This window comes from Nonomuraea sp. H19 (assembly GCF_052068215.1).
Lineage (GTDB): Bacteria > Actinomycetota > Actinomycetes > Streptosporangiales > Streptosporangiaceae > Nonomuraea.
This window is the reverse complement of sequence record NZ_JBQHCV010000002.1, coordinates 257,852-270,325: the sequence shown is the minus strand read 5'-3', so window position 1 is coordinate 270,325 and position 12,474 is coordinate 257,852. Positions and strand designations below refer to the sequence as shown.

Genomic DNA, 12,474 nt, shown 5'->3' with positions numbered 1-12,474 from the left:
GATCGCGAGGGCGTCCTTCATATAGGCCTCCTTGCCTCGATGCCATTGCCCCCGACGGTCCCTTGACCGACGGTAACCCGGACCTGGTGTGGCTCGGGGGATATGTTCCGGAATGACAAAGGACCGACCCGGTTTGTCCGACTCAACTCTGACCGAAAGCCAGCAGCAGGCCATGACCGATCTGTTTCGCAAGATCGCCCCGGTGGCCGATGAGCTGGGCCGCCTGTTCGTCGCGAAGGGCCATGAGCTGGCCCTCGTCGGCGGTCCCGTGCGCGACATCCTGCTCGGCCGCATTGGCAACGATCTCGACCTGACCACCGACGCCCGCCCCGAACGGGTGCTGGAGATCGTCAGGGACTGGGCCGACTCCGTATGGACGATCGGCATCGACTTCGGCACGGTCGGCCTGCGCAAAGGCAGCTGGCTGATCGAGATCACGACGTACCGGAGCGAATCGTACGACCCGAAGTCGCGCAAGCCCGAGGTCATGTACGGCGAGACGCTGGAGGCCGACCTGGAGCGGCGCGACTTCGCGGTCAACGCGATGGCGGTGCGCCTGCCAGGGCACGAGTTCGCCGACCCGTACGGCGGGCTGGAGGACCTGGCCGCCAAGCGGCTGCGCACCCCGGGCACGCCGGAGCGGTCGTTCGACGACGATCCGCTGCGCATGCTGCGGGCCGCCAGGTTCGCCTCACAGCTCGGGTTCACCGTGGACGCGGCGGCCGTGGCCGCCATGACCGCGATGGCCGAGCGCATTGAGATCGTCTCCGCCGAGCGCATCAGGGACGAGCTCGACAAGCTCATCTGCGGCGTCTACCCGCGCGAGGGGCTGCGACTCCTGGTCGAGACGGGGCTGGCCGCGCACGTGCTGCCCGAGCTGCCCAGACTGCGCCTGGAGATCGACGAGCACCACCGGCACAAGGACGTCTACGACCACACGCTGACCGTGCTCGACCAGGCCATCGCGCAGGAGGAGGACGGCAAGCCGGACCGGGTCCTGCGCTGGGCGGCGCTCATGCACGACATCGGCAAGCCGAAGACGCGCCGTCACGAGGTGGGCGGGCGGGTGTCGTTCCACCACCACGAGGTGGTCGGCGCCCAGATGACCAAGAAGCGCATGGCCGAGCTGAAGTTCCCCAAGGACGTGGTGGCCGACGTGGCCCGGCTGGTCGAGCTGCACCTGCGCTTCCACGGCTACGGCACCGGGGAGTGGACCGACAGCGCCGTGCGCCGCTACGTACGCGACGCCGGTCACCTGCTGACCCGGCTGCACAAGCTGACCAGGGCCGACTGCACCACGCGCAACAAGCGCAAGGCGATCGCGCTCGCGCGTACCTACGATCACCTCGAGGAGCGCATCTCCCGGCTGGCCGAAGAGGAGGAGCTGGCCAAGATCCGGCCCGAGCTCGACGGCAACGAGATCCAGCGCGTCCTCGGCATCGGCCCTGGACCGGTGGTGGGGCGCGCCTACAAGTTCCTGCTCGACCTCAGGCTCGACAAGGGCATGCTCGGCAAGGAGGAAGCCACCGCGGCGCTGCTGGAGTGGGCCAGGTCAAACGACGTGGGCGCGTGACGACGTTGTGATCATCCGGTAGAGGAGCGCCGCGACGGGGTATCCGACCGCGATGATCACGACGGCGAGGTACGACTTGCCGTTCGCCGGCAGGATGGCCGCCGACAGGGCCGCGGCGAGGACGTACATGCCGTTGAAGAGCATGTCGTAGATCGAGAACGCGCGGCCCAGATAGATGTCCTCGACGTCGCGCTGGACCGTGGTGTCGGCGCAGATCTTGACGCTCTGCCCGGCCACGCCCAGCACGAACCCGGCCACCGGCAGCCCCCACTCCTGGAACGGCAGCACCAGCGCGCCCGTCAGCACTCCGGCCACGGACAGCGCGATCGGCACCCAGCGCTCGATCGTGAACCGCTCGGTCGCGTAAGGGGTGATGATCACGGCCAGGAAATAGCCGACGCCGGAGGTGGCCACGACCACCCCGACGCCGCGCAGCGCGAGGTCGGCGTCGCCGTCGGTGAAGTAGTAGCGGTAGAGGATGATGCCGAGCGCGGTCGCCATGCCGTAGAAGAAGCGGTGGGCGGCCATCGCGCCCATGGTGGCGACCGCCGTACGGTGCCGTACCAGGTGTTTGGCGCCGTCGGCCAGACCGACGAGCACGTTGCGCACGGCCTGGCGGGCCTGCGGTCTCTTGGGGTCGTACGTGGGCCCCAGCAGCTGCCGGTCCATCGTCCGGGCGACCAGCGCGCTGAGCCCGAACACCACGCCCGAGATCACCAGCAGCAGCGCCACGCCGAAGTCCTGGCCGCCGAACACCTCGCGCAGCAGGAACCCCACTCCCGCCCCGACGAACGTGACGACCGTGCCCGACGTGGGCGTGACCGCGTTGGCGGCCATCAGCCGCTCCGCGGGCACGACGTGCGGCAGCGAGGCGCCGAGCGCGGCCAGGAAGAACCTGTTGACCCCCAGCACGGCCAGCGCCGCCCCGTAGAACACCGCGTCGGGCACGTCGGCGGCGACCAGCCCCGCGGCGATCAGCAGCAGGGCGCCGCGCACGAGCGGCGCCACCATCAGGATCTGCCGGCGCGACCAGCGGTCGATGAACACCCCGACGAAGGGCCCGAGGATGCTGTACGGCAGCAGCAGCACGGCCAGCCCCACGGCCACCTGGAGCGCGGTCGTCTGGCTCTCGGGGCTGAAGAAGGCGAACCCGGTGACGCCGAACTGGAAGATCCCGTCGGAGAACTGGGAGACCAGACGCGTGCTGAACAGCCGTCTGAAGTCCCTGCCTCGCAGGACCACGCGGAGATCGGCGACGAATGACACGCCGCCAGCCTAGCCCTCTAGGATGGCGGACAGGTCGGCCGAGGTTCCGAGCAGTGGGCACCGTCTCGTACGCTTCATAGCGTGACGATCGAGGAACACGTTGTGCTGGTCGACCGCGACGGGCACGCGCTCGGCACCGCGCCCAAGACGTCGGTGCACGGTCGCGAGACCCCACTCCACCTGGCGTTCTCCAGCTACGTTTTCGATCACGAAGGCCGCGTGCTGCTCACCAAGCGGGCCGACCACAAGATCACTTGGCCGGGCGTCTGGACCAACAGCTGCTGTGGTCACCCGCTGCCGGGGGAGGCGCTGGACCGGGCGGTCCTGCGCAGGCTCTCGTACGAGCTCGGGCTCGCCGTCGACCGGGCCGACCTGATGCTCCCGGCCTTCTCCTACCGCGCCGTCATGGCCAACGGCATCGTCGAGCACGAGCTCTGCCCCGTCTACCGGGTCACGGCCGACACCCCTGCCGTGCCCAATCCCGATGAGGTGGGGGAGACGCGGTGGATGCCGTGGAAGGAGTTCGCCGAAGGCGTCCAGAACGGGCTGCTGGCGATCTCGCCCTGGTGCCGGGAGCAGGTGCCGCTGCTGGCCGAGCTCGGCTCGGACCCGCTGACCTGGCAACCGGCCCCTGCCACCGACCTGCCCCCGGCCGCCCGCCTCTAAGGCCCGCCGCCGGGCGCTCGCCCGTGAGAAGGCGCCGCACCCAGGCATGGGCGCGGCGCCGTGGTTCAGGTGCTCAGCGCTCGACCTCGCCCCTGATGAACTTCTCGACGTATTCCCGAGCGTGGTCGTCCGAGAACTGCTCGGGCGGCGACTTCATGAAGTACGAGGACGCCGACAGGATCGGCCCGCCGATGCCCCGGTCGAGGGCGATCTTGGCGGCGCGTACCGCGTCGATGATGATGCCGGCCGAGTTCGGCGAGTCCCAGACCTCGAGCTTGTACTCCAGGTTGAGCGGCGTGTCGCCGAACGAGCGCCCCTCCAGCCTGACGTAGGCCCACTTGCGGTCGTCGAGCCACGGCACGTGGTCCGACGGGCCGATGTGGACGTCGGCCTTGCCCATCTCGTGCGGGATCTGCGAGGTGACCGACTGCGTCTTGGAGATCTTCTTGGACTGGAGCCGCTTGCGCTCCAGCATGTTCATGAAGTCCATGTTGCCGCCGAAGTTGAGCTGGTAGGTGCGCAGCAGCTCCACCCCGCGGTCCTCGAACAGCTTGGCCAGCACACGGTGCGTGATCGTGGCGCCGACCTGCGACTTGATGTCGTCGCCGACGATCGGCACGCCGGCGTCGGTGAACTTCTGCGCCCACTCCGGGTCGGAGGCGATGAAGACCGGCAGCGCGTTCACGAACGCCACCTTGGCGTCCAGGGCGCACTGGGCGTAGAAGCGGTCGGCCTCCTCCGAGCCCACCGGCAGGTAGGAGACCAGGACGTCGACCTGGTTGTCACGGAGCACCCGGACCACATCGACGGGCTCCTCGTCGGACTCCTCGATGATCTCCCGGTAGAACTCACCCAGGCCGTCGAAGGTATGGCCGCGCTGGACGGTCACCCCCGTGGGCGGCACATCCGTGATCTTTATGGTGTTGTTCTCGCTGGCGACGATCGCCTCCGAAAGGTCGCGCCCGACCTTCTTGGCGTCCACGTCGAATGCCGCGACGAACTCGACGTCACCGACGTGGTAGTCGCCGAACTTCACGTGCATCAAGCCCGGGACCCGTGTGTCCGGGTCGGCGTCCTTGTAGTAGTGAACGCCCTGGACCAGCGACGACGCGCAGTTGCCGACACCGACAATGGCCACGCGAACCGAACCCATCGCACTCGCTCCCTTACTCATCAGTTGACGTGGTGTTGCTCTCGGGCCCTTCCGAGGCCCGACGCTCCGTTGCGATCAGCTCGTTCAGCCAGCGCACCTCGCGCTCTACCGACTCGAGCCCGTGACGCTGCAGCTCGAGCGTGTAACTGTCGAGGCGCTCCCTGGTGCGCGCCAGTGCCGTCCGCACGGCGTCGAGCCGCTCCTCAAGCCGGCTACGGCGGCCTTCGAGTATGCGCAACCGAACCTCGGCCTCGGTGTGCCGGAAGAACGCGAAGTGCACACCGAAGCTCTCGTCCTCCCAAGCGGAAGGCCCGGCCTGCGTCAGCAACTCCTGCAGGCGTTCCTTGCCCTCCGCGGTCAGCTTGTAAACGATCTTCGATCTGCCGCCCACGATCGTGGTGGGAGCGGGTTGCTCCTCCGCGATGAGGCCCTGGGTCAGCAGCGATCGCAGACAGGGATAAAGCGACCCATAGGAGAACGCGCGGAACATCCCCAGCAAGGCGTTGAGTCGTTTGCGCAGCTCGTAGCCATGCAGCGGGGTCTCATGCAGCGACCCGAGCACGGCCAGTTCCAAGACCCTGCCCTGCCCGCCGGCCATGGGAACCGCCCCCCTCTCGCGTCGATGTATCGAGCCGATACATCTTGAGGATACGTCGCCCCGCTATATGGCTGCAATCAGTGGATTTGCCAAGGCGTTGGGATGATCCGTTAAAACGCCGTAGTCTGACGCTCATGTGGTCACAGCGAAGGGTGGTGGATTACGGCCTTGCGAAGAAGGCGGTGGTCCGCTCCTTGCGTACCGGGCGAACCTCGCGCGGTGACGTCTGTGACGCACAGCCTTACCTCCTTCGCGCGGCGCAGCACTTCGGCGAGCCGACCGAACGCCTCTGCCCGGTTTGCGAGAAGGAGAACGTCACCAACGTGACCTACGTCTACGGGGACTCCCTCGGACGGCATGCCGGTCAGGCAAAGGTCGCATCGGAAGTCGCGGCCATGGCCCATGATTACGATGAGTTCCGGGTGTACGTCGTCGAGGTCTGCCAAGGTTGTTCCTGGAACTACCTGACGGTTTCGTACGTCCTCGGAAACGGACCGCCTGACCTCGTCGGCCAAGCGTGAAGACCGAGGGCGGCGAGGAACCTCACGCCCAACCGCCGTTTCTGTTCCGACGACGATGCGAGGACGTGTGAGTAACAGCATGAATGAGGGGACGCCACGCCCGGGAAGGCGCCGTCGCTCCAGCTCATCCCGTTCTGTGCCCCAAGGCCCTCCCCCTCAAACCGGCGAATCCGGCGGGGGAGCGGCGGCTCAGCCGCCGCGTCGTCCGGAAGCCGCCTTCGAGCAGACGGGCGCCATGCCCGCGCAGCCGTACGACGATGCGCCCACCCGGCGCGACAATCCTCTGCCGCCGCGCGGCGAGCAGCCGCAGCCGCGCTCGCGCTCGCGCGCCCGCCAGGATCCGCGCACGGTGAGTAACCAGGAGACCATGGTCAGCGAGGGGCCGCGGCGCTCGCGCAGAAAAGAGAGCGGCGGGCCGCCGGAGCCTCCTGGGCCGCCGGCCAAGAAGGCCGGGGGCGGCTGGCGCAGGTTCGTGCCGAGCTGGAAGATCGTCGTGGCCGCCATCGTGGTCCTCTCGGCGGGCATGTTCGGCATGATCATGGTCGCGTACGCCAACACCACGGTGCCCACGCTCACCCAGGACGATGCCACCGCGCAGCAGAGCACCATTTACTACAGCGACGGCAGCGTGATCGCCCATCTCGGCAAGAAGCGGGAGATCGTCAAGCTCGCGCAGATGGACGAGAACGTCAGAGAAGCGACGATCGCCATCGAGAACAAGACCTTCTACGAGGACTCCGGCATCTCGATCCCCGGCATGGCCCGGTCCCTGTGGATGACCGCGACCGGGCAGCAGTTGCAGGGCGCCTCGACGATCACCCAGCAGATGGCCCGCAACTACTTCAAGGGCCTCAGCCAGGAGGTCTCGATCAAGCGCAAGATCGATGAGATCTTCGTCGCGGTCAAGCTCGACGACACCATGACCAAGGACCAGATCCTCGAGACCTACCTCAACACGGTCAACTTCGGCCGGGCCTGGGGTGTCGAGGCCGCCGCGAAGGCGTACTTCGGCGACAACGCCACCGCCGCGAAGCTGACCCCCGAGCAGGGCGCCTATCTCGCCGCGCGGATCCAGCAGCCGGGCTGGGCAGCCGACGAGCCCGCGCTCAGGAGCCGCTTCAACGACGTCATCAGGAACATGGCGGCGGTATGGCCGGAGAAATACGGCAATCTCCCGCAGACCGCGAAGTTCCCCAAGCTGGAGAACGACGCGAACAATAACGAGCTGGGCGGCGCCAAGGGCTACATGGTGATGCAGGTCCTGGAGGAGCTGAAGCAGCGCGGGCTGCTCACCCCCGACGAGGTCCGGAGCGGTGGCTTCGACATCTACTCCACCTTCGACAAGAAGCTCATGCGGGCCGCTCGCGAGGCGGTGACCAGCACGATGAAGAGCAATAACATGTCGAAGGAATTCCACGGCAGCCTGGCCGCGGTGGACCCGAGGAACGGCCGCGTCGTGGCCTTCTACGGCGGCTCGAACTACGTCAAGGACCAGTTCAACGAGCCCTTCGACGCCAAGAAGCAGGCCGCATCCGCCTTCAAGCCCTATGTGCTGGCCGCCTGGCTGCAGGCCGGATACTCGCTCAAGAGCTACGTGCCGGGCAACGAGACGGTCCCGAAGGAGCTCCCCGGCCAGCAGGCGGGCGGCATCAAGAACAGCCACAACGTCGGCCGGGCCGTGGACGTGGTCAAGGCGACCGCCGAGTCGGTCAACACCGCGTTCGTGTCGATGGCGTTCGCGCTGCCCAACCAGCTCGACGATGTGAAGAACCTCGTCGAGGCGGCCGGGTTCAACCAGGCGCGCATGGAAGAGGACGTCAAGAAGCACCACTACCAGTTCGCCATCGGCAGCGCACCGGTGACCGTGGTCGAGCAGGCCGCCGGCTATTCGATCTTCGCCAACGGCGGCAAGTACACCCGCTACCACGTGGTCAAGGACGTCAAGCTGAACGGCAAGGTCGTCTACCCCGAGGTGAAGGTCGCCAAGAGCGTCATCGACCCCGCGGTCGCCGCCGACGCCACGGTGGCCATGCAGGAGGTGCTGAGGAGCGGCACCGCGCGGGGCAAGGGCCTGGGCAACCGGCCGGCGGCCGGCAAGACCGGCACCAACAACGACGAGAACGGCGCCTGGTTCGTCGGCTACACGCCGCAGCTCTCCGCCGCGGTCGGGTTCTACCGTGAGCAGTGCGTGACGAAGACCGGCAAGGTCGTCCGGCCCCTGAGTAATTCGGCCTGCCCCACCACGCCCAACGGCAAGCCGCACCCGAAGTACAACGGGGACAATCCCTACAGCGCCGCCCGTGAGGTGGGCTTGGGCTTCGAGGGCGCCGGCCCGCCCACGATCACCTGGCAGAAGTTCATGCTGGCCGCGCACGAGGGCAAGCCGATCGAGCAGTTCCCCGCGAGGGCCGAGATCGGGCTGCCCGAGAACATCGTGCCCAGCCCGACTCCCACGCCGTCGCCCACCCCGAGCGACAACCCGTTCGACGAGGAAAACCCGTTCGACGAGGACCAGGGCGTCGACCAGGACTGCCTCATCGCCCCGTGCGACGACGAGACCACCAACGATGACGTGCCCACCAACGAAGACGACCTCGGCGGCGGCCCCGAATTCCCCCAGACCTCCAGCGACGGAGGCGTGTCCGGCGGCGGCGGCAACGTTCCGGATCCGAGGCCCTCAGGACGGGAGCCGATGTCCACCAGACCTGAGGACCATTGACCAGCACGCAGGTACGCGTCCCGCTGATGGCGCGTGCGGTGCCCTTCCTCCCCCTGGGGCTGATCGCGGCCCTGGGGGCGACCCTCGCGTACGTGGTGCGGCTGCCGTGCCGCACCGGCGGCTGGAACGACCAGGTCACGACGTACACGAACTTCTGCTACACCGACATCTACCCGCTCTACTTCGACAGGGAGCTGGCGACCCAAAACCCCTACTTCGCCCACGTGCCGTTCGACAAGCAGGTCGAATACCCGGTCGTGCTGGGCGAGGTCATGCAGGTGATCAGTTGGATCGCCCGGGCACTGGAGGTCGACAAGGTCGCGCAGGCGGTCAGGTTCTACGACCTGACGGTGATCCTGCTCGGCATCTGCCTGGTGATCGGTGTCCTGCTGATGGCCGCGGTGGCCGGGCCCACGAGGCGGTGGGACGCGCTGTGGTACGCGATCTCGCCCGCCGTGGTGCTGGCCGCGTACATCAACTGGGACTTGGTCGCGGGTGCGCTGTCGATGGGCATGCTGCTGGCTTGGGGGCGGCGCCGCCAGGTCCTCGCCGGGGTGCTGCTGGGGCTGGCGATCGCGACGAAGTTCTACCCGCTGATGTTCGTGGGCGCGCTGTTCCTGCTCACGTTGCGTACCGCGCGATGGCGGCCGTTCCTGGTCACGATGGCGGCGGCGGCGGGCACGTGGATCGTGGTCAACGCGCCGTTCATGATCTTCGCCTGGGAGGGATGGCGCAGGTTCTACGTCTTCTCCCAGGAACGCGGGGTCGACTGGGGATCGCCGTGGCTGTTCTTCCAGAACAAGGGCTGGCCCATCCTGGGCGAGAGCGACGTCAGCACGCTGGGCATGGTGTCGCTGGGCGTCCTGTGCCTGGGCATCGCCGTGCTCACGCTGGCCGCGCCGCGCCGGCCCAGGCTGGCGCAGATCTGCTTCCTGGCGCTGGCCGCGTTCATGATGACGAACAAGGTGTGGTCGCCGCAGTTCGTGCTCTGGCTGGTGCCGTTCGCCGTGCTGGCCAGGCCCAACTGGAAGCCGCTGGCGCTCTGGCAGCTGGCCGAGATCTGGTATTTCGCCGCGATCTGGCTCTATCTGCTCTCCCAGCCGCCGCTCAGCAGGAACGATCTGGGCATCGGTGACGACACATACTTCACCGCCGTCTGGGGACGGATCATCACGATCGGGATCATGATGGCGTTCGTGGTGCGGGACATCCTGCGTCCCGACAAGGACGTGGTGCGGCAGGCGGACATCGACGACCAGGTCGGCGGCGTCTTCGACGACGCTCGTGACCGGTTCACGCTGGTGTCCGTCGGGCGATGATCACTCGCTCGGCCGCCCGGGACGCGCTGCTGCTCTGGTTCGGCTCGCGGGCCGGACTGCTGGTTGCGACGCTGCTCGGCGTGACGCTGGGCGAGTACGCCGGCAAGTGGCGCAAGTGGGACGCCGGGCTGTTCATCACGATCGCGCAGTACGGCTACGACGGCGAGCCCGGTAAGCCGGTGGACGAGGGATTACCCGCGTTCTTCCCCGGGCTGCCCGCCATACTGCGGCTGGTGCACCTCGTAGTGCCGGACTGGTCGGCGGCCGGACTGCTGATCTCGCTGGTCGCCGGCGCGGTGGCCATGGTGTCGCTGGCCAGGCTGGCCGAGCTCGAAGGCGCGAACGGCTGGATGGCGGTGCTGGCGCTGCTGGCCTTCCCGATGGCGGTGTTCCTGGCCGCGGGCTACAGCGAGTCGCTCTTCCTGGCCTTCGCCATCCCCGCTTGGCTCGCCGCCAGGCGGGGGCAGTGGTCGGCAGCCGTGCTGCTGGCCGCGGGGGCCTCCTGCGTGCGGATCACCGGGCTGTTCCTCGCGGTCGCACTCGTCGTGGAGTTCTTCGCGAGCAAGGAGTCGCCGCGGCGGGCCGGGTGGCTGGTGGTGCCGTTCGCGCCGCTGGTGGCGTACTCGTACTACCACTACAGCCGGTCGGGCGATTGGCTGGCCTGGAAGCACGCGCAGGAGGCCGGCTGGGGGCGCGAGTTCGAGTGGCCGTGGGAGGCGTGGAAGACGACCTGGCGTTCGGCCATGGGCGCCGACGACTTCGCGGTGGCCTTCCGCATGGAGATCACCGGAGCCGTCGTGGCCGTCGCCGTCCTGGTCTGGCTGCTCATGTTGCGCAGGTGGAGCGAGCTCGTCTACACGGGGACGCAGGCTGCGGCGCTGATGACGTCGGCGTACTACCTGTCGATCCCGCGCTCGCTGCTGCTGTGGTTTCCGCTGTGGGTGCTGATGGCCAAGGTCGCCACCAGGCGGGCGTGGGTCATCGCGCTCTATGCCGTGATTTCCGGGCCGCTCATGCTGGTCAACGCCACCCGCTTCCTCAGCGGAGCGTGGGCGGGCTAGTCCCTATACCCACTTCTGCGTCTCCGTAATCCAGGGAAGTTATCCACAGGCTGTGTGTAATCTCTAGAGATTCTTCCGCAGGAACGCGATGTCCTCAGCCTGGCCCTCCGCGGGCGTCTCCACCACGATCGGCGCCCCGGCCGTCCGGCAGACCGCCAGGATCAGCTCCGAGTCGATCCTCCCCTTGCCCAGGTTGGCGTGGCGGTCGGCGCCGGAGTCGAACTCGTCGCGCGAGTCGTTGCAGTGGACGAGGTCGATGCGGCCGGTGATGGCCTTGACCCGGTCGACCAGGCCGATCAGCTCCTCACCACCCGCGTGGGCGTGGCAGGTGTCGAGGCAGAAACCCACGTCGAACCCGTCGAGCGCGTCCCAGAGCCGGGCGATGCGCTCCAGCTTGCGCGCCATCGCGTTGCCGCCGCCCGCGGTGTTCTCGATCAGGACGGGGATCGGGCACTCCATGCGCTCGAACACCTTGCGCCAGTTGTCGAACCCGGTCTGCGGGTCGTCGTTCTTGTTGACATGGCCGCCGTGCACGATCAAAGCCTTGGCGCCGAGCCCGGCGGCAGCCTTGAGGTGCTGCTCCAGCAGCTTGCGGCTGGGGATTCTGATGCGGTTGTTCGTGGTGGCCACGTTGATCAGATAAGGGGCGTGGATGTAGACGTCCACACCCTCGACCGGCTTGGCCGGCAGCACCGGCTTGTCGTAGCCCTGCGGATCGCCGAGGAAGAACTGCACCACCTCGGCCCCCACCTCCTCGGCGTGAGCGGCGGGGTCGTCCTGGTCGACGTGAGCTCCGATTCGCAGCATGTCAGGAGCTTAACCGTTTGTGCGGGGCGCCCTAGGGAAGTCGGCAGGCGCCCCCTACATGAGGAGAAAACAACATGAGCCGCTGGCGCTTACGAGCGCTGATCGTCTTGATTTACGTCATCGTAGGCATCTACGTCGCCTGGCTGTACGACTACATCACGCCAGGGCTGCTCAGAGACCTCGCCGAGGCGTTGCTCGCGGTGTTCCTCTGGTTCCTCGTCCTGCTCGGAATAGACCTGCACATCGGCGGGTGAACGGCATAGACGAACGGCCCCGGCTCATGCGAGCCGGGGCCGTCGCTCATGGATGGGGGAGGAAACCGCCGTGGGCGATGCCGAGCGCGGCCCCCACGAACGATCCCACGATCCCGACGATGTTGAGTGTGCGCTGCGGCGTGGTCGCCGAGACGTACTGAGAGTAGAGACCGACGCCGAAGCCGAGCGTGCCGAACCAGCTCGAGATGGCGTGCGCGGCCACCCAGAATGTCGAGACGAACGCCACCACGCCGCACACCAGCGTGGCGACGGCCAGGAGGTTCTCGACCGGGTGGGGACGTCCGTCCGTGTTGAGCCTGAGCCTGAACCGCTCCCTTTCGGAGGGCTGAAGCACATGTGGCAATCCCACCACCCCCTTGGTTTCTTAAAGGCCTTCCCACCTACTCGTGCCTGGTAACCTGGGCACGCTGCGTTGTGATGGATGATCCATCGCCCGGCGGCGCCGAAAGGGGCGCCCCGGTCAAGCGTCAGCGTCCTCCTGTCACGGCAGAGTGTCGTGACCGCAAAAGTCCAGAG

General features: G+C 67.6%; 12 protein-coding genes. 7 read left to right on the top strand and 5 right to left on the bottom strand.

The annotated features are described in order from the left end of the window. Window positions 1-172: 172 nt before the first annotated feature. Complete coding sequence (locus ACTMTI_RS04865) at window positions 173-1,573, top strand: CCA tRNA nucleotidyltransferase (protein ID WP_441118396.1); 1,401 nt, start codon at window positions 173-175, stop codon at window positions 1,571-1,573. Here the strand turns inward: ACTMTI_RS04865 and ACTMTI_RS04860 are convergent. Next, a complete protein-coding gene (locus ACTMTI_RS04860) occupies window positions 1,553-2,839 on the bottom strand; it encodes an MFS transporter (RefSeq protein WP_441118395.1) in 1,287 nt (428 codons plus the stop codon). The genes ACTMTI_RS04865 and ACTMTI_RS04860 overlap by 21 nt on opposite strands. A gap of 81 nt (window positions 2,840-2,920) precedes the next feature. Here ACTMTI_RS04860 and idi point away from each other — a divergent pair, with 81 nt between their 5' ends. Further along, window positions 2,921-3,505, top strand: coding sequence for an isopentenyl-diphosphate Delta-isomerase (gene idi / locus ACTMTI_RS04855; protein ID WP_441118394.1), 585 nt, complete (start codon window positions 2,921-2,923; stop codon window positions 3,503-3,505). Window positions 3,506-3,578: 73 nt separating this feature from the next. Here the strand turns inward: idi and ACTMTI_RS04850 are convergent, their stop codons facing one another. Together ACTMTI_RS04850 and ACTMTI_RS04845 are read right to left on the bottom strand one after the other, a co-directional pair. Further along, window positions 3,579-4,658: an inositol-3-phosphate synthase gene (locus ACTMTI_RS04850; RefSeq protein ID WP_441118393.1), complete on the bottom strand. Its 1,080-nt coding sequence runs from the start codon at window positions 4,656-4,658 to the stop codon at window positions 3,579-3,581. Between the two features lie 13 nt (window positions 4,659-4,671). Next, a complete protein-coding gene (locus ACTMTI_RS04845; RefSeq protein ID WP_441118392.1) occupies window positions 4,672-5,256 on the bottom strand; it encodes a helix-turn-helix transcriptional regulator in 585 nt (194 codons plus the stop codon). Between the two features lie 134 nt (window positions 5,257-5,390). Here ACTMTI_RS04845 and ACTMTI_RS04840 point away from each other — a divergent pair, with 134 nt between their 5' ends. The 4 genes from ACTMTI_RS04840 (at window position 5,391) to ACTMTI_RS04825 (ending at window position 10,876) form a co-directional block, all read left to right on the top strand. Beyond that, window positions 5,391-5,777 (top strand): DUF5318 family protein, encoded by a 387-nt coding sequence (locus ACTMTI_RS04840; RefSeq protein WP_441118391.1) that lies wholly within the window; start codon window positions 5,391-5,393, stop codon window positions 5,775-5,777. Window positions 5,778-6,012: 235 nt separating this feature from the next. Continuing rightward, window positions 6,013-8,496, top strand: coding sequence for a transglycosylase domain-containing protein (locus tag ACTMTI_RS04835; protein WP_441118390.1), 2,484 nt, complete (start codon window positions 6,013-6,015; stop codon window positions 8,494-8,496). Continuing rightward, window positions 8,493-9,815: a glycosyltransferase family 87 protein gene (locus ACTMTI_RS04830; protein ID WP_441118389.1), complete on the top strand. Its 1,323-nt coding sequence runs from the start codon at window positions 8,493-8,495 to the stop codon at window positions 9,813-9,815. Before ACTMTI_RS04835 ends, ACTMTI_RS04830 begins: the two co-directional genes overlap by 4 nt. Then, on the top strand, window positions 9,812-10,876 hold the full coding sequence (locus ACTMTI_RS04825) for a mannosyltransferase family protein (protein ID WP_441118388.1): 1,065 nt from the start codon (window positions 9,812-9,814) through the stop codon (window positions 10,874-10,876). Before ACTMTI_RS04830 ends, ACTMTI_RS04825 begins: the two co-directional genes overlap by 4 nt. A 63-nt stretch (window positions 10,877-10,939) precedes the next feature. Here the strand turns inward: ACTMTI_RS04825 and ACTMTI_RS04820 are convergent, their stop codons facing one another. Beyond that, window positions 10,940-11,683, bottom strand: coding sequence for a deoxyribonuclease IV (locus tag ACTMTI_RS04820; protein ID WP_441118387.1), 744 nt, complete (start codon window positions 11,681-11,683; stop codon window positions 10,940-10,942). A gap of 74 nt (window positions 11,684-11,757) precedes the next feature. Here ACTMTI_RS04820 and ACTMTI_RS04815 point away from each other — a divergent pair, with 74 nt between their 5' ends. Further along, window positions 11,758-11,937, top strand: a complete 180-nt coding sequence (locus ACTMTI_RS04815; protein ID WP_441118386.1) for a hypothetical protein — start codon at window positions 11,758-11,760, stop codon at window positions 11,935-11,937. Between the two features lie 46 nt (window positions 11,938-11,983). On the opposite strand, the gene ACTMTI_RS04810 is transcribed toward ACTMTI_RS04815, so the two are convergent. Then, on the bottom strand, window positions 11,984-12,292 hold the full coding sequence (locus ACTMTI_RS04810) for a hypothetical protein (RefSeq protein WP_441118385.1): 309 nt from the start codon (window positions 12,290-12,292) through the stop codon (window positions 11,984-11,986). Window positions 12,293-12,474: the final 182 nt, after the last annotated feature.